Below are 20,983 nucleotides of genomic sequence, written 5' to 3'. Positions count from 1 at the left end.
AAAACAGAGTTATTTTGAATCAGTTATTTTTCTGAAACGGTATTTCAGCAGAAACAGAATAAGGCAAGAAACAATCGGAACCGCATATCCAAATTGCTTTATTAAACCGTCGGTTTTCATAAGCATATTAAACATTGCGTGAAATGTAATCGCGACGCACAACAGTGCAAAAATGCCGGATGCCTTTAACGCAGCGGGTCGGCGGAATACTCTAAGTCCGTACCCGATTATAAAAGCACATGTAATGTGCATAGCTCCGGTCGAAAAACCGCGTACTAACAAATAAAACAAATTACCTGTTCCGTGTTCCAAAAGGTAACAGATATTTTCAAAGGTAGCAAATCCCACTGCAATATTAAAAATAATATTATCCCCCTCCTGCGGTTGGAGTTCAAAAACAATCAAACCAAACAAAAGAGGAATGAGTTTTACCGTTTCCTCTATAACTGGTGATATTTCCAATACAGCAGATGTTTCCTGTGCACCGTAAAGTACCGAAAAAAATGTATTCAAATAGGCGGATATAATACAGCAGACAAATCCGAGAACTATAAAAATGTAATTTTTTCTGTTACCGGTATTTGTACCGAGTGCGGCAAGCAAAAACGGAGCCGCAAGGCATATAAATATATTTTCTATATTGTACGGCATAGCTTTTCCTCCCTGCTCTGTGCAACGGCTATCAGAATAAGAGCCGGATTCATTATAAATATGTCAACCAAATAATACGGATTTATAAAGGTGTTTTCCGCAATAAAATACGAAGAACCCCACAAAAGATATTCTGCCGCATAAAAAATCAAAGCCGCCGCAAAAATCCACAGCTTACCCGTCTGTTTTTGAATTTTTGCAAAATATATACCTTTTACCGCATAAAAGCCCAATATTCCCATTGCTGTGCCCATTAAGATGTTCTCAAAATAACTGCCCCGCAAACAAAAGAAAATACCCATACCCAGAGAAAACAACGGTAAAATCCAAAATATCGCTTTCTTTTTATGTTTTTCTTTCGGTACATCTGCATAAAGACGTAAAGTAAGAAAAATATACGATGCCGTCCAGCTCAGTTCCGAAACACAGAACACAAGCGGAGAAGTGCCTAACAATATAAGATACAGTACCCAATAGGCAAGCCCCATTCCGAAACTCAGGTAAAAAAGCAATACCAAAAGGCGATTGTAACTTCTGTTTCGTATTGCCGAAATACAGGAGCAGCATCCGCAGATAAAAACGCAGAAAAGCTGTAAAAGATTATCTGTCAGTTCTGTCATTCCCCTCATTCCTCTCTTTATTTCTTTTATGAAGAATGTCACACATCAAAGTTACCGAAATGCCAAGTAAAAACGCCAAAATCCCTACAACAACATACCCCAAAAAGCCTTTGTTGGCAAAAATACTGGCTGTGTCATGCATCGGCGTCTGCTCAAATCCCGCAAAATTCAAATTACATACAAGTGCCGATATAACTACGATTAAAGCAATGCCAAACGAATAGCACGAGATGACCGCCAGTCTATGTCTTTTTTCGTTGCGCTGTTTTTTTATTTCATCAGCCTGTTTTTTCGCCAGTTTTATTCTTTCAGTCGTTGAACGCACTTTTTATCCCCTCCGTTTCAAGTAAAGGTCTTAATTTCTTTTTGCCGAGTTGCAACAGCTTATCAATCTGTTTTGCCGACTTTCTTAAAACAGCAGCGGCTTCTTTGTAACTCATTCCCTCAATGTATACAAGATAAAGAGCCTCTTTTTGAGCGGACGGCAAATATTCCATACAGTCATAAATCCGCTTGTTTCGCTCCGCAATGCACACTTCATCTTCAAATGTATTTTCTATGCAAAAATTCATTTCTTCCTCTGTAAGAATGATATGTCTTTTTGCTTTTCTCAAAAACATCAGTGCATGATTTCGAGCCGCTTTATATATGTAACTTTCAAAACTGCTTTTAATATTCGGCCGTTTGCTGATCAGATACGCAAAAACTTCTATCAACAAGTCCTCCGAATCGTGGAGATTTTTTATATATCCGTTTATATACAGCGTAAGCTTGTCACCGTAAATCTCCATAAGCCTTTCAAGAGCCTTTGCATCGCCCGAAAGGTAATCGTTATAAATTATAGTTGTATCCATCATTAAACAAATCCCTTTCTCAGTTTTATTTGTCAGCTAGCTTTTCTGACAGAATGTGACGTTATGCGATACAAGAAATCTATATTGAATTGTATCATACATTTCCCCTTCCGTCAATGAGCGACTGTTTAGTATTTCGAGTAACAAACACCTCCGATTAAAGTTACAAAAAAAGCAAGCTACTGCTACAAACAATGCTTGCTTTTTCTGTCAGATAAAATCTTCAATTACATCTTGCAGATGACAGGGTGACAATTCGTATTTGTTCAGTCTGTCGATTAATTCTGTCACCTCTTTTTTGTTTGGTGACACGTCATTAACAGCTGTTTCCTCACATTTGATGCCGTATGTAGTCTTTACCACTCCCTCAATATTCTTTTCTTCTTGCAAAATTGTATACATATTGTATATTAGTCCTTTCTCCCCCCTATGTTATATAATACAACATATACCACTAAATTACAATATTGTTTGATATTTTGTAAATAAATTGTAAATTACCGAAAAAATAAAGGTGGTATTACACCACCCTTATTTTATGCACGAATTAAAAGTCCGTTTATAAGATCATTCTTTGCCATTTCCTTAATTTTATAATGAAGTTTCTTACCTGTAACATTTGTCGGTATAGTCGCTGTAAATCTATAATATCTCGGACGTTTATAGTTTGAAATCATAGGACTGTTTTTACAAAATTCTTCAAGTTCGTCAACAGTAAGCGATTCATCTGCTTTTACGATATAAGCCGTAACAATTTCGCCGTGTGCTTTATCGGGAACGGCTGTAACGATACTGTCCGCAACTTTCGGATGTGAATTAAGCACTTCTTCAATCTGCGTAGGATAAATATTTTCACCTTGTGAAATAATCATATCGTCTTTTCTTCCGGCGATAGTAATAAAATGATTTTCGTCCCAAGTACCGAGGTCGTTTGTGTACAAATATCCGTTATGGAATTTACGCTCCGTTTCACCCTCATTATTATAGTAGAAATACGCTGATTTTGCGTGTGAGCGGATAATCACTTCACCCACTTCGCAATTATCTTTAGCAACAATCTCGTGAGGTTCGGCACGTCTGTCCTCAAATACCTTTACTACTCGCACGTCATCATCAGTACAAGCTCTGCCCGCTGTACCCGCCATTTCAGGTAAATCGTTCGGTCTAAGAAATGTATTCCAGAAAGTTTCGGTTGTTCCGTAGCCATTGAATATTCTCGGTGTAAGCACTCTCTGATAACGCATACAAGCCGCACGTTCAAGCGGCGAACCCATTGTAACGATACCGTGAAGTGTACTCAAATCTCTGCCGTTTCTCTCCTGAGCCTCCGTAAGACGTTCCAAAACAGCCGGTACACCGATTATGAACGAAAGCTTATAATCTTCCACATATTTAAGCGTCAAAGCCGCGTCAAATTTACGCATTATCGTAACACATCCACCCGCATAAAATGTCGGTGTAAGACCGCCCGAATGCAAACCGCCTCTGTGGAACCAAGGTGTTGTATTCATAGACTTATCCTCTGACGAGAACGGGAAATGTATCATAACATCGTGCGCCGAAAGCACTTCGTTAATACTTGTTATACAAACCCCCTTTGGTCTGCCTGTTGTTCCCGATGTATAAAGTCTTGTCGTTTCATCATATATAGAAAGATTCCAATTCAAATTCGGATTTTCTGCCGATGCATTCTTCACAAAATCCGAATATTTTACCGTACCAGGTATAGGAGCCGCTCCTCCTTCGTCCACCATAATTATCACTTTCGGTGTGAATTTTGAAAGTTTCAGTGCCTGTTCAACAGCGTCTTTGTTGATTGATTCATATATAAATACTGTCGGTCTGCTGTCCTCAATAGTTATTGCAATTTCACCGGCTGACAATCTGAAATTTATCGGACAACTTACTGTACCTGTTTTATGGCAAGCGATATATGCAAACGCAAATTCCGGGCAATTCAAAAGTTGGAACATCACTACTCCGCCTTTTATTATTCCTGCTTCCAAAATCGCATTTGAAAAACGGTTTGCTTCTGAATTAAGTTCAGAATATGTCCAAGCAGTCTTTGTTTCGGGAGAAATCATAGCCTCTTTATCTGCAAATCTGTAAACATTTCTCATAAATCCGTTAAGCCACGTATATTCTCTTTCAAACTCAGATTTAAACATATCTATACGTTGTTGCTTTGTATCTGCCGTAAATTTTGCTTTTGCCGAATGTAAGGCTTTTTCAATGTCTGCAAATATGTTTTCTATTTCATCATTTGTGTATTCGTAATTTGATTTGTTTGAGCAGTTTTCAAGCAGGCGAATTCCGTCAAGTATTTTAATTTTTCTTGCCTCTGAAATTCTGTCAAATCTTTCTTTCTTAGTTTCCTTTTGCATTATTTTCTTTCCTTTCATTATTTTTCTTATAAATGTTGTTGTCATTATATCACCCATTTTCTATTAAATCAAGTATTTTTGTAATTATTTTTAAAAATATATCTGATTGTTTCATTTTCACAATATTTGATAAATATTGTGAAAATATTAACCATTTTAAATGATTAACGATATATTCTAAAAATATACACCTTCATAAAAACTGTTGACAATTTAGAAATCATATGATATTATTTATGCAAACGATTGCACAGATACAAAATTTAATCTGTGCATTTTAAACGCCTATTTACGCAAACGATTGCACAGGAGGTGAAATATTGCAAAAAGTAACAATAAAAGATGTGGCAAAACTCGCAAAAGTATCGCCTTCAACCGTTTCACGCGTACTTTCAGGTAATCCTTCAATTTCGGACGATACTTGCAAACGCGTAAAAAACGCCGTAAAAGAACTGCATTACACACCCAACACAACTGCAAGAAGTCTGCGTTGTGAAAAAAGCAAAAGTATAGGCGTTGTATTCCCCGACATTTCAGGTGAATTTTACGCAACGTGTGCGTCAGCGATACTCAAATACGCTCGTATGTCTGACTATACCGTACTTTTTACCGAAAGCGGACACAATTTAAAAGCAGAGAAGGACAGTATAAAAGCACTTTTGGAGCGACGTATTGACGGTATTATTTTTATCGGTGACAATTCCGACATTCCTCTTATACAAAGCATCGCCACACAATCTATTCCTATAGTTACAGGCGACCGAAAAGTCGGCAATATTCCGTCTGTTACTTTCAACAACAAGGAAACCGTTCAAGAAATGGTTGATTCACTTTATAAATCGGGTTGCAGAAAATTTATGTATGTTGGTGAAACTCCGACCGGTCAAAGCAATCTTTTGAACAGATACAACGGATATACCGATGCATTAAAAAATTACAGCGACACAACTTCGGTGATATTTTTAGAAGAAAGCCTGCACGGCGACAAACTGAAAACCGCAAGAAGACTGTTCACGAAGAAAATTATAACCTCACTCCCCGATGTAATTATTACGTCCAACGATTTAATTGCACAAGGAATTATAAGTGCTGCACATGAAAACGGAATTAACATTCCAAACGATATGCAAATCACAGGTTTTGACGATTCGCTTTCATCTGCGTACTTTATCCCATCGGTCACTACAGTAAGTCAAAACATCGACGAATTGGCAAAGCGTTGTTTTTCAATGCTGATGGATTTAATTAATAAAAAAAGTGCTGTTTCTTCGATAATCGAACAAAACATTATTGCAAGAAACTCCGCAAAAATCAACATATAAAATAAGAAAGGATTTTGAAAATGTATATTGCAAACAAAGAAAGATATGAAACAATGAAATATAACCGTTGCGGAAAGAGCGGTCTGTTACTCCCTGCTTTTTCGCTTGGTTTATGGCACAACTTCGGCAGTAACGACAGTTATGACAATATGGTTGATTTGCTTACAACAGCTTTCGACCTTGGCATTACTCACTTCGACCTTGCAAACAATTACGGTCCGTATCCGGGCAGTGCCGAAGAAAATTTCGGTAATGTTTTGAAACACGAACTTGCGCCGTATCGTGATGAATTAATCATCTCAACCAAAGCAGGCTACGGTATGTGGGACGGACCTTACGGCGACCACGGTTCAAGAAAATACCTTATCGCAAGTCTTGATCAGAGCTTAAAGCGTATGGGACTTGAATATGTTGATATTTTCTATCATCACCGTCCCGATCCTGACACCCCTATGGAGGAAACAGCGTCGGCACTTGACCATATCGTAAGAAGCGGTAAGGCACTTTATGTAGGTATTTCAAACTACAACGCAGAACAAACAAAGCAAATGGCTGAAATTATGAAGTCACTTGGCACTCCACTTGTTATTCATCAACCGCGTTACAATATGTTTGAACGCTGGATTGAAAACGGCTTGCAGGACGTTCTAAAAGACGAGGGTATAGGTTCAATCTCATTCTGCCCACTTGCACAGGGACTTCTTACAAATAAGTACATAAACGGTATTCCTGCCGACTCAAGAGCCGCAAAGAGTTCACCGTTCCTTACAAAAGAGGGCATTACAGCCGATAAAATCGAAAAGATTGTTAAGCTGAATAAGATTGCCGAAAACAGAGGTCAGTCGCTTGCTCAAATGGCTTGTGCATGGAACTTGAGAGGCGGTAAACTTACAAGTGTTCTTCTTGGCGCGTCAAAATCTTCTCAGATTATTGAGAATGTCAACTCACTAAATAATCTTGACTTCACACAAGACGAACTTAACGCAATCGAAGACGCATTGAAATAATCTAAAACCCCATCTGTTTTATAGATGGGGTTTATTTTATCACCACAGGTCCATTACGAAAATCCTTAAATATGGTATTATAAATTCAATACAAATGAAAGAAGGAATTTATAATGAGTACACAAGATTTAAACTATGAACAACCCACAGTTTCCGACGCAGCCGTTGACAACAGCGACGACTATACCGAATACACTTTTTCAACCACAAAAGGTATGCGTTTCGCTTTAATTGTTACCTACATTCAATATACCATTCTTGCAAAGAATGATTGTATGGAAGTCAAGACATTCCCTAAAAAAGCAAACAAAATGCCTATTGTCAGATATGACGATATAGCCGCTATGCACGTCAAAAAAGTATTTACTTGGTATCATATATGTTTGGCAATTCTCACTTGCTGTACAATAATTTTACCTTTGTTGTTTTTATATGCCGGTTCTAATCACAAATTGGAAATAACATTAAAATCAGGTGCTAAAACATCGGTTTGTGCGTCAAACAAAAATGTTATGAACAATTTTGCAACTGAGCTTAACCAAAGAATTATCAAAAAATGCGGTCATTCTGTTTTAGTTTAAAACAAAAGACGTATCTCATTTTATTGAGATACGTCTTTTTTCTCGTCATTCACAAATTCCAATGTAAAATCGGGTGCATTATACACGCTGTCGGGGTTATATTTCATAGTTACGTCCGCTTTGAATTCCGTATCGTTTTTACCCATAAGCTTATTACATCGTACCTTGTCACCCGCAAGCCATTTTTTGACCATTGTTTGAGTTATTGTTGTTTTCTTAAATAATCCCCTATCGGATTTCTTCCATATAATAAATCCGCAGTTATTATTGCACGAAAACGCTTTCATACTTTCCACAACGTCACCGTTACACTTCGGACATTTTCCGAGCGGTTTCGGCGGTGCAAAAACAAATTGTACGGGATATTGCGATTCTTTATCTACTTTCAATTCAACATCAGCGTCAAATGTCGTGCCGTCGTTCTTCAACAGTTTTTTCATTCTGACACTTTTACCCGCAAGCAATTTTTTAGCCATAGGCAAAGTTATTGTGACATTTGAGAACATACCTTTTGTTTGATTTTTCCAAACAGTGAATTTACAGTTCATCGGCTCACGCCAATTACTGCACCCAAATCCCCTTGTTCCCTCTATAACGTTACCGCCGCAAAGCGGACAAGTTCCGATTACTTCGTGATATTTTTCCGTTACCGCCTTTGTCATAACGGCTTGATTTACCGCAGGATATGAATTGGAAATTACTGTTTTTATCGTATAAAGCACATTGTCGGTAAGCGATTTATACGTCTTATCGCCGGAACGAATATCTTCTTGTATCGCCCACCATTTTGCCGTCATATCAGCTTTCTTGATTTCATCGGGCAATATGCGGTACAGTTCACGTCCAAGCTCCGTTGAAATAAGCCGTTTTCCGTCTTCGGCAACATAGCCTTTTGTTATAAGGCTGTCGATAATCGTACTTCGCGTTGCGGAAGTTCCGATTGAGCCGTTTTCGCCTTTTTTATCCTTATCCTTTTCCAAAAGCATTTTCTTGACTTCGGGATCAGTTACATACTTTGCAATCCTTGTCATATCCTCGTTCAAGGTCGCCTTTGTGTATCGTGACGGCGGTTTTGTTTCTTTTTCCTCAAACCGTGCGTCAATCGCAGTTCCCGAATACATACCGTCCGCAATAGTGCTAAGTTCCGTAACTTCTTCGACTTTTATATCCTTGAATATCGCCGTATATCCTTTTTTCAAAACGACTGTCGAATATGCCACAAGCGTATATTCTCCGTCAAGTTCAATCGTCATTTTTGTTTTTTCTTTAACAGCCTTAGGCAAAAATTGTGCCATATAATATTTACACACCGCAAGATATACATTTTTCTCGCGTTCTGTAAGCTTGTTCAAATCAACCTTGTTATTTGTCGGAATAATCGCAAAATGTGCGGTGATATTTTTATCATTAAAACACTTTGAATGAATTGTCGGGTCAAGTTCGCTTGGCTTGAATTTAATATTCTGCACAACTTGTGCCAACGTTTTAGGCGCCTCTTTAAAATGTTCCTCCGACAGATACTGACAATCCGAACGGTTATACGTTATCGCCTTATATGTTTCACGAAGTGACTGCGTAATATCCATAACATCGGCAGGGTTATACCCAAAGTGGCTGCTGCAATAACTTTGCAATTTTACAAGGTTAAACGGCAACGGCGGGTCTTCATTTACGACTTTCTTTTCGATTTTAATATTGTCAAACCGTTTGTTTATAAGGTCATTTTTTATCTTTTCCGCCTCGTCAAGCTCAGTTATTTGCTTATTTTCAGTACCCTTTTGTTTTTTCTTTGTATATTTTGCGGTAACGGTTTTATTTCCGTCAGCCGTTTCAACATTTACATCGGCAAAAATATCATAATACACAGTCTTTATATGTCCCTCAATCTGCATATCACGTTTTACGACAAGTCCCAAAGTCGGTGTCTGAACACGACCGACCGCAAGCAAAACGCCTGAATTTGAGCATGTAAAAAATCGACTCATATTGACGCCGATCATAAGGTCTGCGACACTTCTCGCATATGCCGACCAACCCTCATTCAAGCTGTCGTTGTTATCCGTCATATGTGACAGCGCCTTTACAAGGCCGCCGCGTGTCGTATCACCGGTATTAAGTCTTTTAACAGGCTTTTTATAATCAAACCACCTAAGAATTTCATCAATTAAAAGCTGTCCTTCTTCGTCGGGATCGCCTGCATGTATAACAGATTCCGATTCTTCAAGCAACTCGCCTATAAGTCCGACACGCTGTGCTTTGGTTTCGTAATTTCTGTTTGAATTACTGTCCTCCCCCATTTTGAGTTCCCAACTGTCGAAATATATCGGTAAATCGTCAAGCGACCACTTTTTATATTTCATATCATAGTCTTCCGGTTCTTTCAGGCTCAGCATATGACCGAATACCCATGTGACCGCATAGTCGCCTTTTCGTATAAATCTGTTATTTCTCTCTGTAACCTGTCCCGGCAGTGCGTCCGCAATATCTCTGCCCAATGACGGTTTCTCGGCTATTACTAAAATCATATTCCCTCTCAGATAAAAAAGCCGTCCTAAGACGGCTTTTGCTTGTGTTATTTATTATAGAAGATTCTTGCGAAGTTCTTCTCCGCTTAGCTTGCTAAGGTAAGCCGGTGCAACGTCAAATACAGTCTTACAACCGCTTTGTCCCTCTTTGCTCATACGATATGCGGCTCTTGCATATGCAATAAGCACTGATGAAGTAAATTCAGGGTTTGAATCAAGCTTTAGGCTGTATTCAATAATGTGACTATTTTCACCGTTCCAACCTGTCTTACCACATCTGATAACAAATCCACCGTGAGGAATACCGCTGTGGTTAGCCTTTAATTCTTCTTCTGAAATGAAGTTTACAGTTGTATCATAATCTGAGAAATAGTTAGGCATTGTCTTGATTTCATTTTCTATACGAGCCTTATCTGCGCCTTCTTCCGCTACAACATAACATTCACGCGTATGCTTTTGACGAGTTGTAAGTTCAGGGTTTTCACCGTTTCTTACTGCCTTAAGTGCAGAGTCAACAGGAACTGTATATTGCTTTGCGTCCTTAACTCCGTCAATTCTTCTGATAGCGTCTGAGTGACCTTGGCTCACGCCTTTGCCCCAGAAAGTATAGTCCTTACCGTCTGAAAGTATAGCATTTGCATAAAGACGGTTAAGTGAGAACATACCCGGGTCCCAACCTACTGAAATTATACCAACGTTGCCGTTATCCTTTGCAGCTGCGTCAACTGCCGCAAAATGTTCAGGAATTTTTGCGTGTGTATCAAAACTGTCTATAACATTGAAATACTTAACATATTCCGGTGTTTGTTTCGGAAGGTCTGTTGCACTTCCGCCGCAAAGAATCATAACATCGATTTCGTCCTTCATCTTAGGAGCGTCATCAACCGAATAAACCTTAACGCCCTCTGTCATAATCTTAACAGTTGACGGATCACGTCTTGTGAATACACCAGCAAGCTCAACATCATCGTTTTGCTTGATTGCACATTCAATACCGCGGCCAAGATTGCCGTATCCCAATATACCTATTTTAATTGCCATTTGTATCACTCCATTGTTTTAAAAATTAACTCCGCCTTACATTTTATCAGATTTTATTTCAAAAAACAATATTTTTTTATAATTTTTTTAAAATTATTAACATCTTATTCTGACCTATGAATTTACAAACACAAAAAAGAATGATATAATATAATCGTTAAAAATAAAATAGGAGAGAATTTACATAATGAAAAAAAGTAAAGCGTGGATATTATGGACATTATTTAAGTCTATGTTTGTTTTAAGCTCATGTACATTCGGCGGCGGATTTGTAATTGTTTCATTAATGAAGAAAAAATTTGTTGAGGAGCTGCAATGGCTTGATGAGGACGAAATGCTTGACGTGACCGCAATAACTCAGTCTGCACCCGGTCCGCTGCCCGTCAACGCATCTGTTATAATCGGTTACAGAATGGCGGGAATTTTAGGCTCGCTTTCAGCTGTTTTCGGCACAATATTGCCTCCTATGATTGTACTTTCAATCATATCTCTGTTCTATAACCAATTCCGAACAAACAAATACATAGCAGTTGCACTTCAAGTTATGCGTGCAGGCGTTGCGGCAGTTATATTTGACGTTGTTATAAATCTTGCGAAAAACGTATTCAAAACCCGCAGAATTTTATATATCGCAATGATGATTATTGCGTTTGTATGTACTTATTTTTTAGGGGTAAGCGCTATGATAGTCATACTCGTATGTCTTGGAATAGGCCTACTCGATTTACTTGTGTCGGTTTTAAAAGAGAAACATAAAAAGGAGATTGGATAATGCTTTTACTGAAATTATTTTTTTCATTTATACAAGTCGGTCTGTTCAGCGTCGGCGGCGGTTATGCCGCAATTCCGCTTATTCAGGAACAAATAGTAAACATACACCACCTTATGACTATGGAGGAATTTTCCGACCTTATCACTGTTGCGGAAATGACCCCGGGTCCTATATCCATAAATTCATCAACATTTGTCGGTATGCGTATCGCCGGTATAGGCGGTGTGTTGCTTTGCTCGCTCGGCTGTATCATTCCGTCATTTGTCATATGCTTTATACTCGCGTATTTCTACTATAAATACCGCACTGTCGGCGGAGTTCAGACGGTTTTATCCGCCCTTCGTCCTGCTGTTGTCGCACTTATAACCTCCGCAGGCACATCTATACTAATGCTCGCACTTTTCCAAACCGATATTTTTTCTGCATCGTTAAAAGATATTCGTTTTGTCGAACTCGGTATATTCCTTGTGGCGCTGTTTTTACTCAGAAAATTTAAAACGAACGCAATTACAATTATTCTTGGCAGTGGTGTTGTCGGAACGTTGATTTATATGCTTTTGGGAATGGTATAATATTTCTTTAAAATTTACACTAAAATAGTGGACTTTTATTGATTTTTGTATTATAATAGTGATTGTCGAAAAAACATATTAAAACGGAGGATTATTATGATAAGACAAGTTATAAAAATAGAAGAAGATAAATGTACAGGTTGCGGTATTTGTGCCGATGCCTGTCAAGAAGGTGCAATCGGAATTGTTGACGGCAAGGCAAAGCTTTTGCGTGACGATTACTGCGACGGTTTAGGAAACTGCTTACCTACCTGTCCGACTAATGCGATTTCTTTTGAAACCCGTGAAGCCGCCGCATTTGATGAAGATGCGGTAAAGCAAAATATGCAGAAAGCAAAAGAACAAGAAAAGCCTGCGTTTGTCTGTCCGGGCAGTATGGCAAAGGCTATAAAGCACAATACCGAAACAAGCACGCCTGTTTCAACGAGCCAACTTTCACAATGGCCGGTACAAATCAAACTTGTACCTGTCAACGCACCGTATTTTGACAATGCCAATCTTCTTATTGCGGCAGATTGCAGTGCATACGCTTACGGCAATTTTCACAACAAGTTTATAAAAAACAGAATTACACTAATCGGTTGTCCGAAACTTGACGATATTGACTACACCGAAAAATTGCAAGCGATTATCGAAAGCAACAACATTAAGAGTGTTACGATAGTTCGTATGGAAGTTCCGTGTTGCGGCGGTATTGAGTATGCCGCAAAAACAGCGTTGCAAAACAGTGGTAAATTCATTCCGTGGCAAGTTTATACAATCGGTACAAACGGTGAAATTTTAGATTAATTTATTAACATAAAAAAGAGAATGCTGTCGCATTCTCTTTTTTATGGTTTAACATCCAATCCTGTACTTTCAATTACAATAACCGATTTAATTCTCTTCCCGTTTCCATAAACTGTTTTCGCTGTAACTTTACAACGATTATACATATCTTCTTTATACAAGAGGTCAAGCACAACACTAATCGGTTTATCACTTTTCTTTAAATGCTTACATAATATTTTGTATTCGTCCATCGAATCGTGATGAACAATCTTATTGTCCAAAATATATTCAAGTGCATTTTGTATGTAAGTGCCAAACATATAGGAATGTCCTTCGGCAAGTTTTGTCTTTACATCAATGGTATTGTTTATAAAATAATACTCAAGTGCAATGGCGTCAATAAGGTCAAGTGCCGTTTCAAAACTGCGTCTTAGCATATTGAGTTTATTCAAAACACCCATTTGTTCACTGCTATTCGAAACAGACGCATAATAAATTGAACAATCCTCACGACTTGCAAGGTAGAAAATTTTAATCGACAGCCATATAACATCTTCACCGAATACATTTCTGACTTGTACGGAAACGCCTTTATTCCCCGCCATTTTAGATTCGCGAAATGCCTTTATTGCCTTTTTTCTGTCATCGGGGTGAAGATTTTCCAATCCGTCATATCCGCCTGCAGTAACATTTTTCGGATAATTCTTAGTTATTGAATAATAAAATTCGTTTGCTTTTAAAACATTAAGTTTATTTCCGTCATTACTAAGCGAATATAATGCAACGCCGCCCAAAATATTGTTAAGTAGCCCCTCAGTCATAAAATCGGAATGAAGCAATTCTTCAATTTCAATCGTATTGTCAAATACGTTGTCCAAATTTTCACTTGCAACATTATTTGGGTCACTGATTAATTTTCCGAAAGATTCTTCATCTATCGCTCTTGAAAAATAAAATCCTTGTGCATAATTACAGCCTCTGTCAAGCAAGAAATTCTTCTGTTCATCCGTTTCAACGCCCTCGGCGATTACCGCCAAACCAATCCACTTTGCCATTTTTATAACCGATTCAAGAATTTCTTTACCCTTTGTATTTCCGTCACGACCTGCCTCAAGGAATCTTGTATCTATTTTAAGTACATCAACGCTTATATCTTTCAACATATTAAGCGATGAATAACCACTGCCGAAATCGTCCATCAATACAATAAAACCCAATTCACGAAGTTCGTCAACAGCTTTCAAAATCTGTTCTTCATCACTTGTAAACGCACTTTCGGTAATTTCTATCTCCAAATATCTTCTCTCAATATTGTATTTCTCCGTAAGATTTACAAAAATCTTTGACAAATCAAGAGAATAAATATCCATTCTCGAAACATTCACCGATATAGGAACCGCGGTATATCCCTTATCGATATAATCACGTAAAATTCGACAACTTTCTTCCCATATATATTCGTCAAGTTTTGTAATAAGCATATTCTGCTCAAACATCGGAATAAAATCTTTCGGAAAGATAAGACCTTTTTCGGGATGCTGCCATCTTACAAGGCTTTCCGCACCCATTACCTTTGTTGTTCGTATATCGTATTTAGGCTGAAGATACACTTTAAATTCGTGATTTTCAAATGCCCTTTCACTTTCGTTTAAAAGTTCGTGTTGCGAGAAAACATAGTTTTTCACACTTTCATTATATTCCGCAACATTAACAAGATAATTGTTTTTTATTGACTCACACGCAAAACTTGCTCTGTCGCACATAAGTCTTACAGGGATATTTTTTGTTTTAACGTGGTAAATTCCCACAGTCATTCTTATTTCAAAATCAATCGGATAATCCTTTACCCAACTTTGAATTTCCGCACCCAATGCATCCGGCTGAATATTTTCTTCAAAGTCCATAAAAGAAAATACATCACCCGAAAGCCTTGCGGCTACAAGACCGTATTTTGCGGCTCTTTCTTGCAATTTCTTGCCTATATAGCTAAGAAGTCTGTCACCTTCGACAAAACCGAATCTGTCATTGACAAATTTGAATTTCTCAACATCAAAACAAACAATAACATATTCTCTGTCCGGTTCATTTTCAAATCTGCACCTGACACGGTCATAATATGTATTCCTGTTGTAAAGTCCGGTAAGTTCATCAACACTCTTTACTTTTCGTAAACTTTCTTCCAGTTGATGAACTTTTTCTTGAAGTTCTTCCACTGTCCCCTCTGACATCTTCTTCGCCTCCCCCACTGTGTAGCTTACAACTATATTATATCACTTTTTATTGTTTTTGCAATACTTAATTATAGCATTTTAAATTTTTTTTGAATATTTTTCTAATTTTTAAAATTTTACTTGTTTTTATGCAATATGTATGATATAATAGGAATGTTAGGGGTGAATTTATGAAATATACACTATCCAAAGGACTCAATAACAGTCCGGATGCAAGAGCGATAAGACAGTCCGTTTTCGTGGAAGAGCAGGGTTTTGAATACGAATTTGACGACATTGACGAAATCGCTTTGCACCTTGTTTTGTACGATGAAAACGATAATCCTTGTGCAACTGGACGACTTTTTTTCGACGGTTGCATGAAAATCGGCCGTATCGCCGTTATGAAAGAATACAGAGGTCAGTCGCTTGGCAGTGAAGTTATTGCCATACTTGAAGAAAAAGCACTTGAATCGGGTGCACATCATATTGAGCTTTCCGCTCAAATACAGGCAAAAGATTTTTATAAAAAACTCGGCTACACCGAAATCGGCGAAATATATAAAGAAGAATTTTGTCCGCATATAAAAATGTTTAAGGATTTAAAATAACTTAGATAAATCGGAATTTGCGGTGATAATTATGCTATTCAAAGAGATAAATAAGCGAGACTTTGATAAACTCGCACTAAAAATGTTTTCGATTTTATCCTCTAATATGGAGATTATAAACTCTAAAGAAACAATATCAGATGATGATTTTTCGATTTGGTTAAAGTATCAAAATGATCATTTTTATGAAAAAGTTTTCATTATATTTGAGGACGGGGACACTTTGGCAGGATATTTTCAATATTCATTTATTGGTGATAATCTTATAATTGAAGAAATGGAGATTATGCCGAGCTATCAAGTACGTTTCGGCGTACTTAGTGGATTATTTCGGTTTATGCGATATAGAATACCGGACAATATTACAAGTGTATCCGCATATATTAGCAAGAACAATCCGCGTTCTTGCAGAATTGCTGAAAAGCTTGGCTTGTCCGCTGATAGGGAAAATGCCTCTGCAACAAGTTTTTTGTATTCGGGAGATATTCAGCACATTTTGAAACGTTATTTGAAATGAAAAACAGAAAAATTCCAATTTATCGAATAATACACTTACTAAAAAAGGAGCAGATTTTAAATCTGCTCCTCTTAATTTACACGCATTATCTTACCGCAAGCGATTTTCTCACCGGAATTACCGCTCGCACGATTTCTTTTATACATATTCATATCTCCCCTATCAAGATATGAATTAAATTCAGATTTTATGGCTTTTACGGTCTTTTCCTTATACTGCCCTCATATTTTTTTATACTTCCGCCAAGCGAAACCACATTTCCGAAACGATTTTTCAAATTATCAACCGTTTTTTCAAACTGCTCGACTTTTTTCGTATTTTCCGTATTGTCCTCAATCAAACTCATCTGTTCGTATACGTCATTCTCACCGACAAGGTTTGTTCCCGTTACAGACATCATTCGTATCGGCAATTTTAAATTCCAAGTTTTTTTTACAAGCTCCATCGCCGCATTGCGTATATCTCTTGAAACATATGTAGGCTTTTCGAGTTTTTTCTGACGGCTTATACTCTTAAATTGCGGATCTTTTATCAATATTTGCACTGTCGTGCATTTCATATTTTTTCGGCGTAAACGTGCCGCAACACTGTCCGAAAGTGCATATATACCGCTCCGTACATCTTCTTCACCGACAAGGTCCTGTCTGAACGTCATACCGTTGCCGACCGATTTAACTTTCTCTTTTTCGTATATTGATTTAACCGGCTCACTGTCAAGTCCGTTTGCGTATCTGTACAGCATATTCCCCGCTTTACCGAAATGCCTGACAAGGATATGTTCGTCATACTTTGCAAGCTGACCGATAGTTTTAACACCCAATCTTTCAAGTTCATCACCCGTCTTTTTGCCGACAAAAAGCAAATCTCTTACCGACAGTGGATATATAAACTGTTTCCAATTTGATTTTGAAAACACAGTTGTCGCGTCCGGTTTTTTATAGTCACTGCCAAGTTTTGCGAACACCTTGCAAAATGACACTCCGACTGAAATTGTAAGCCCTGTTTCCTCTCTTACAATTCTTCTAAGCTCGTTCGCAATCTTCACACCGTCACCGAACAGTCTTTTACTTCCCGTAACATCAAGCCAAGCCTCGTCAGGTCCGAACGACTCGACATAATCGGTGTACCGTTTATAAATATCCATAACCTGCTTTGAATACTTGTAATACAAATCATGGTGCGGTCTGACTATGACTAAATCGGGACACTTTTTCTTTGCCTGCCAAATTGTTTCGGCAGTTTGTATGTTGTACTTTTTCGCAAGCTCATTCTTTGCCAAAATAATACCGTGCCTGCTTTCCTCGTCACCGCCGACCGCCATAGGCACTTTTTTAAGTTCCGGATTTAATACACATTCCACCGACGCATAAAATGCATTACAGTCGCAATGAAGTATTGTTCTGTCCATCAGTTTTGCTTCCTTACAATCGTATAGTCGTCGCCCATTCTGAAATAATGGCAGTTATCGTTATTGCCCATCGTAAATCTGTACATTTCGTCCTCGTCCAAATTTATCGCACAGCAATAACATTCATATTCATCGTCATAATAGTAATTCATACAAAATTCACAGTTGGTTTTCATTTTTTAACACCTCTGAATATGATTATATCATAACGGCCTGCACTTTACAACAAATTTGTCTATGTCAAAATAATAACAATTATTGACTAAATGCACTGTTGTATTGTATAATAAAATTATTCATTATGATGGAGGATTTTACTATGGAATTTAAAGAAAATACTGATTTTGACCTTATCGGTTTAGGCGAAGTTATGCTAAGACTTTCACCTCCAAACAAAGAAAAGATTTCTCAAAGCGAAACATTTGAAAAAAATGCGGGCGGAAGTGAACTTAACGTTGTATCGGGTGCGGCAATGCTCGGTATTCGTTCGGCGATAGTTACAAAATTGCCCGAAAACAAGATGGGACATTTTATAAGAAATAAAATTCGTTACGGAAACGTGTCCGATGACTATATCATATACGACCACTCACCTCAAAAAAGATTGGGCGTTTATTACTATGAAAGCGGTGCTTATCCGCGAAAATCATCGGTAATTTATGACAGAGCAAATTCAAGTTTTTGTTCACTTTCTCTTGACGAACTTCCGGAGGATATATACGCAAAAACTAAGATTTTTCACATTTCAAGCATTACGCTTGCACTTGACCCATCACTAAAGGAAACGGCTATTAAAATGATACATAAATTCCACGAGGCAGGTGCATATATTTCATTTGACGTAAACTACCGTGCAAGTTTGTGGTCTGAAGAAGAGGCTAAAAAGACTGTTGAGGCGATATTCCCATATGTAGATTTTCTTTTCGTTTCGGAAGAAACATCAAGAAGGATGTTGCAGAGAACAGGTACTTTGGAAGAAATAATGAAAGGCTATGCCGACACTTACGGTTGCACACTTATTGCAACAACAAGACGTGAGGCTGTAAGCCCTACACACCATAATTTCAACTCAAAAATATATATGAACGGTAATTTCTATGAAGAAGAACCTTACAATAATATCGAAGTTATCGACCGCATAGGCTCGGGTGACGCATATCTTGCAGGTGTGCTTTACGGACTTATCAAGTTCGGTACTCCTGAAAGAGCAATCGAAATCGGCAACGCGCTTTCAGCTGTTAAAAACACTGTTGCAGGCGATATGTCAGCAAGCAGTATTGAAGAAATCGAAAGCGTTATTAAATCACACAAAGCAACAGGTCATCAAGATGAAATGGTAAGATAAAATAAAGGATAGCGACATATTGCCGCTATCCTTTTTTGTGTTCCTATTTAATTTCAATTCTTATTTTAAATTCAAATTCACTTTCATCAAAGCGATATTCTTCTTGTGTAAGCGGTCCACAGCTGTTTTGACCTATACCGTTTTGTTTATAATCAATACACAAAACAGTATCGTCGCATTTTTCAAGTTCAAAATTATGTTTCTTTTCGGTCAATTCCTCTTGCGTGTAATGCAACGCACTGAATGAAAACGGAGTATCCGAGCTTACTCTGATATTTTCCGTTTCAACATATCTTGTACCGAAATGACTTCCGTTTTCCTGTGGTTTTATATATGGTTCATACATATCCGAAACGGTTGTATTAAATTCATCAAGATATGTGCAAAGGTGCTTATCACTGTAACTTTCATACGGACCGTAGCCGTAATACTTGACGTTCTCGCCTTTAGTGAAAAATCTCAAACCAAATCGCGGAATTACAGGCAGATTTTCGCCCACTTTAACGCTCGACTGCATATCAATAATACCGTTTGCATAAATCGTCCATACGGTTTCAATATCCATATGCTTGCGCTGCACAACGGGAATAAGCGCATTATGACACTTTATCGTAACTGTATCAGTCACATCATAAGTACAGTCGTAGACGTAGCTTTGTTCTCTATGATAATCGGCATTTATCCAATCATGCATAATATTTCTGTCGTTGTCAGTCGGTGCTCTCCACATATTCCATTCAACAGGTCTTGTAACCGCATCGGAAAGTTTTTTGAAATTACCTGTTGATTTATCAAAGATATATTCAAAATTATTGCCTTTTATCGTAATGTTTCTGCCTTGCTCCGATACTTCAAAACTTCCGTCCGTATTGACAGTTTCAAGTTTCGGCACAGTGTCATTTACAATAAGTTGTTCAAAGCCTACTTCATATCCTTTTTTCGCCCAAAGCGTGTCGCTCTTTTGATATGCCTTAACCATTACGACATCACCATTCGGACGCGGAAAGCTCTTTTTTCCTCTCGGCGGAACATCAAATTCCATTCTTTCACCGTTGACTTCAAAATAAAGTTTATCGTCAAGCTCCGCAAAATCGTAACGATTTTCCACCACCATAATATTGCTGTATGATTTTATAGCAAACGGTTTAATAGCCTGCTTGTATTCCAAAAGTCCCGTATGAGGTCGTCTGTCGGGGTAAACAAGTCCGTCAACGCAGAAATTACCGTCATTCGGATATTCGCCGAAATCACCGCCGTAAAAATATTTACTGTCCCCCATATCAATAGCATGGTCGCACCATTCCCAAGCGAATGCACCGAAAAATCCGTCATATCTGTATAGGCGGTCTATATATTCCTTTATACCGCCGGGGCCGTTACCCATTGCGTGTATAAATTCGCACTGCATATACGGTTTTACAACCGCCATTTGTTCCTTTTCTTTCTTGCCGAGTTTACTCTCCGAAAGATTTATCCATTCGCCCGCACCGCCGTATTCACTGCCTTTTCCAAGACTGACTCTGTGCCAAACCACTTCACCCGGATTTTCAAAATACTTGTCTATCCACTTATAATCCGCATACATGGTACTTTCAACATCAAGCATTGAGGTATCGTTTATATGTCCCTCCATCTGCCACATACTGCTTTCGTAATGCGTCAATCTTGTGGAGTCATATTCCTTAACCCATCTGCCAGCTTTCTCAAAATTCACGCCGTAACCGCCCTCATTGCCGAGCGACCAAATGCACACGCTTGTTCTATTTTTATCGCGTATAACATTTCTCTGAAC

Annotated in this window: 21 protein-coding genes; 9 read left to right on the top strand and 12 right to left on the bottom strand. The window is 38.1% G+C overall.

From position 1 onward, the window contains the following. Positions 1–9: 9 nt before the first annotated feature. The 6 genes from ACLTU0_RS03350 to ACLTU0_RS03325 form a co-directional block, all read right to left on the bottom strand. Entirely contained in the window at positions 10–651 is a 642-nt protein-coding gene (locus ACLTU0_RS03350; protein ID WP_412276256.1) for a PrsW family glutamic-type intramembrane protease, read from the bottom strand. Further along, on the bottom strand, positions 636–1,271 hold the full coding sequence (locus ACLTU0_RS03345; protein ID WP_117968518.1) for a hypothetical protein: 636 nt from the start codon (positions 1,269–1,271) through the stop codon (positions 636–638). The genes ACLTU0_RS03350 and ACLTU0_RS03345 overlap by 16 nt, the downstream gene beginning before the upstream one ends. After that, positions 1,252–1,596, bottom strand: coding sequence for a hypothetical protein (locus tag ACLTU0_RS03340; protein ID WP_308456697.1), 345 nt, complete (start codon positions 1,594–1,596; stop codon positions 1,252–1,254). Before ACLTU0_RS03340 ends, ACLTU0_RS03345 begins: the two co-directional genes overlap by 20 nt. Next, positions 1,580–2,128 (bottom strand): RNA polymerase sigma factor, encoded by a 549-nt coding sequence (locus tag ACLTU0_RS03335; RefSeq protein ID WP_022230867.1) that lies wholly within the window; start codon positions 2,126–2,128, stop codon positions 1,580–1,582. Before ACLTU0_RS03335 ends, ACLTU0_RS03340 begins: the two co-directional genes overlap by 17 nt. A 207-nt stretch (positions 2,129–2,335) precedes the next feature. Continuing rightward, positions 2,336–2,527, bottom strand: coding sequence for a DUF6514 family protein (locus tag ACLTU0_RS03330; protein WP_412321397.1), 192 nt, complete (start codon positions 2,525–2,527; stop codon positions 2,336–2,338). 134 nt (positions 2,528–2,661) lie between these two features. Further along, positions 2,662–4,509 carry a class I adenylate-forming enzyme family protein gene (locus ACLTU0_RS03325; protein WP_412321396.1) on the bottom strand — a complete coding sequence of 616 codons (1,848 nt, stop codon included), beginning with the start codon at positions 4,507–4,509 and terminating at the stop codon, positions 2,662–2,664. A 320-nt stretch (positions 4,510–4,829) separates the two neighbouring features. On the opposite strand from ACLTU0_RS03325, the gene ACLTU0_RS03320 reads away from it, so the two are divergent. From ACLTU0_RS03320 to ACLTU0_RS03310, 3 genes are all read left to right on the top strand, one after another. Beyond that, positions 4,830–5,831 (top strand): LacI family DNA-binding transcriptional regulator, encoded by a 1,002-nt coding sequence (locus ACLTU0_RS03320; protein ID WP_412321395.1) that lies wholly within the window; start codon positions 4,830–4,832, stop codon positions 5,829–5,831. Between the two features lie 20 nt (positions 5,832–5,851). Further along, a complete protein-coding gene (gene mgrA, locus ACLTU0_RS03315; RefSeq protein ID WP_412321394.1) occupies positions 5,852–6,838 on the top strand; it encodes an L-glyceraldehyde 3-phosphate reductase in 987 nt (328 codons plus the stop codon). Between the two features lie 113 nt (positions 6,839–6,951). Then, on the top strand, positions 6,952–7,419 hold the full coding sequence (locus ACLTU0_RS03310; RefSeq protein WP_412321393.1) for a hypothetical protein: 468 nt from the start codon (positions 6,952–6,954) through the stop codon (positions 7,417–7,419). A gap of 20 nt (positions 7,420–7,439) precedes the next feature. Here ACLTU0_RS03310 and ACLTU0_RS03305 read toward each other — a convergent pair whose 3' ends face one another. Both ACLTU0_RS03305 and ACLTU0_RS03300 read right to left on the bottom strand, forming a co-directional pair. Further along, on the bottom strand, positions 7,440–9,944 hold the full coding sequence (locus tag ACLTU0_RS03305; RefSeq protein ID WP_412321392.1) for a DNA topoisomerase: 2,505 nt from the start codon (positions 9,942–9,944) through the stop codon (positions 7,440–7,442). Between the two features lie 54 nt (positions 9,945–9,998). Then, on the bottom strand, positions 9,999–10,985 hold the full coding sequence (locus ACLTU0_RS03300) for a diaminopimelate dehydrogenase (RefSeq protein ID WP_412321391.1): 987 nt from the start codon (positions 10,983–10,985) through the stop codon (positions 9,999–10,001). Between the two features lie 187 nt (positions 10,986–11,172). On the opposite strand from ACLTU0_RS03300, the gene ACLTU0_RS03295 reads away from it, so the two are divergent. The 3 genes from ACLTU0_RS03295 to ACLTU0_RS03285 all read left to right on the top strand — a co-directional run bounded on the left by ACLTU0_RS03295 (position 11,173) and on the right by ACLTU0_RS03285 (position 13,118). Continuing rightward, positions 11,173–11,757: a chromate transporter gene (locus ACLTU0_RS03295; RefSeq protein WP_118446545.1), complete on the top strand. Its 585-nt coding sequence runs from the start codon at positions 11,173–11,175 to the stop codon at positions 11,755–11,757. Then, complete coding sequence (locus tag ACLTU0_RS03290) at positions 11,757–12,329, top strand: chromate transporter (RefSeq protein WP_118446544.1); 573 nt, start codon at positions 11,757–11,759, stop codon at positions 12,327–12,329. Before ACLTU0_RS03295 ends, ACLTU0_RS03290 begins: the two co-directional genes overlap by 1 nt. A gap of 96 nt (positions 12,330–12,425) precedes the next feature. Then, positions 12,426–13,118, top strand: a complete 693-nt coding sequence (locus ACLTU0_RS03285; RefSeq protein WP_412321390.1) for an ATP-binding protein — start codon at positions 12,426–12,428, stop codon at positions 13,116–13,118. A gap of 41 nt (positions 13,119–13,159) precedes the next feature. Here ACLTU0_RS03285 and ACLTU0_RS03280 read toward each other — a convergent pair whose 3' ends face one another. Beyond that, complete coding sequence (locus tag ACLTU0_RS03280; RefSeq protein ID WP_412321389.1) at positions 13,160–15,328, bottom strand: putative bifunctional diguanylate cyclase/phosphodiesterase; 2,169 nt, start codon at positions 15,326–15,328, stop codon at positions 13,160–13,162. Between the two features lie 173 nt (positions 15,329–15,501). Between ACLTU0_RS03280 and ACLTU0_RS03275 the strand changes: the two genes are divergently transcribed. Then, on the top strand, positions 15,502–15,921 hold the full coding sequence (locus ACLTU0_RS03275) for a GNAT family N-acetyltransferase (protein ID WP_147513737.1): 420 nt from the start codon (positions 15,502–15,504) through the stop codon (positions 15,919–15,921). Positions 15,922–16,144: 223 nt separating this feature from the next. Continuing rightward, a complete protein-coding gene (locus ACLTU0_RS03270) occupies positions 16,145–16,438 on the top strand; it encodes a hypothetical protein (protein WP_412321388.1) in 294 nt (97 codons plus the stop codon). 196 nt (positions 16,439–16,634) lie between these two features. Here the strand turns inward: ACLTU0_RS03270 and dinB are convergent, their stop codons facing one another. After that, complete coding sequence (gene dinB, locus ACLTU0_RS03265) at positions 16,635–17,846, bottom strand: DNA polymerase IV (protein ID WP_412321387.1); 1,212 nt, start codon at positions 17,844–17,846, stop codon at positions 16,635–16,637. Continuing rightward, complete coding sequence (locus ACLTU0_RS03260; protein ID WP_022230376.1) at positions 17,846–18,022, bottom strand: DUF6472 family protein; 177 nt, start codon at positions 18,020–18,022, stop codon at positions 17,846–17,848. The genes dinB and ACLTU0_RS03260 overlap by 1 nt, the downstream gene beginning before the upstream one ends. Positions 18,023–18,165: 143 nt before the next feature. Between ACLTU0_RS03260 and ACLTU0_RS03255 the strand changes: the two genes are divergently transcribed. Next, positions 18,166–19,191, top strand: coding sequence for a sugar kinase (locus ACLTU0_RS03255; RefSeq protein WP_117967990.1), 1,026 nt, complete (start codon positions 18,166–18,168; stop codon positions 19,189–19,191). 43 nt (positions 19,192–19,234) lie between these two features. Here the strand turns inward: ACLTU0_RS03255 and ACLTU0_RS03250 are convergent. Further along, positions 19,235–20,983, bottom strand: a 1,749-nt coding sequence (locus tag ACLTU0_RS03250; protein WP_412321386.1) for a glycoside hydrolase family 2 TIM barrel-domain containing protein, incomplete at its 5' end; no start/stop codon positions are given.

This window comes from Hominilimicola sp. (assembly GCF_046972485.1).
GTDB lineage: Bacteria > Bacillota > Clostridia > UBA1381 > UBA1381 > Hominilimicola > Hominilimicola fabiformis.
The sequence above is the reverse complement of the archived record's forward strand: the minus strand, read 5'-3'. Positions and strand labels throughout refer to the sequence as shown.

What these genes read in the sequence shown, in the direction of transcription:
- ACLTU0_RS03305 (WP_412321392.1), bottom strand. Translation starts at nt 9,944, where the DNA reads ATGATTTTAGTAATAGCCGAGAAACCGTCATTGGGCAGAGATATTGCG.
- ACLTU0_RS03285 (WP_412321390.1), top strand. Translation starts at nt 12,426, where the DNA reads ATGATAAGACAAGTTATAAAAATAGAAGAAGATAAATGTACAGGTTGC.
- ACLTU0_RS03260 (WP_022230376.1), bottom strand. Translation starts at nt 18,022, where the DNA reads ATGAAAACCAACTGTGAATTTTGTATGAATTACTATTATGACGATGAA.
- ACLTU0_RS03255 (WP_117967990.1), top strand. Translation starts at nt 18,166, where the DNA reads ATGGAATTTAAAGAAAATACTGATTTTGACCTTATCGGTTTAGGCGAA.
- mgrA (WP_412321394.1), top strand. Translation starts at nt 5,852, where the DNA reads ATGTATATTGCAAACAAAGAAAGATATGAAACAATGAAATATAACCGT.
- ACLTU0_RS03290 (WP_118446544.1), top strand. Translation starts at nt 11,757, where the DNA reads ATGCTTTTACTGAAATTATTTTTTTCATTTATACAAGTCGGTCTGTTC.
- ACLTU0_RS03295 (WP_118446545.1), top strand. Translation starts at nt 11,173, where the DNA reads ATGAAAAAAAGTAAAGCGTGGATATTATGGACATTATTTAAGTCTATG.
- dinB (WP_412321387.1), bottom strand. Translation starts at nt 17,846, where the DNA reads ATGGACAGAACAATACTTCATTGCGACTGTAATGCATTTTATGCGTCG.
- ACLTU0_RS03310 (WP_412321393.1), top strand. Translation starts at nt 6,952, where the DNA reads ATGAGTACACAAGATTTAAACTATGAACAACCCACAGTTTCCGACGCA.
- ACLTU0_RS03345 (WP_117968518.1), bottom strand. Translation starts at nt 1,271, where the DNA reads ATGACAGAACTGACAGATAATCTTTTACAGCTTTTCTGCGTTTTTATC.
- ACLTU0_RS03280 (WP_412321389.1), bottom strand. Translation starts at nt 15,328, where the DNA reads ATGTCAGAGGGGACAGTGGAAGAACTTCAAGAAAAAGTTCATCAACTG.
- ACLTU0_RS03335 (WP_022230867.1), bottom strand. Translation starts at nt 2,128, where the DNA reads ATGATGGATACAACTATAATTTATAACGATTACCTTTCGGGCGATGCA.
- ACLTU0_RS03350 (WP_412276256.1), bottom strand. Translation starts at nt 651, where the DNA reads ATGCCGTACAATATAGAAAATATATTTATATGCCTTGCGGCTCCGTTT.
- ACLTU0_RS03325 (WP_412321396.1), bottom strand. Translation starts at nt 4,509, where the DNA reads ATGCAAAAGGAAACTAAGAAAGAAAGATTTGACAGAATTTCAGAGGCA.
- ACLTU0_RS03275 (WP_147513737.1), top strand. Translation starts at nt 15,502, where the DNA reads ATGAAATATACACTATCCAAAGGACTCAATAACAGTCCGGATGCAAGA.
- ACLTU0_RS03300 (WP_412321391.1), bottom strand. Translation starts at nt 10,985, where the DNA reads ATGGCAATTAAAATAGGTATATTGGGATACGGCAATCTTGGCCGCGGT.
- ACLTU0_RS03330 (WP_412321397.1), bottom strand. Translation starts at nt 2,527, where the DNA reads ATGTATACAATTTTGCAAGAAGAAAAGAATATTGAGGGAGTGGTAAAG.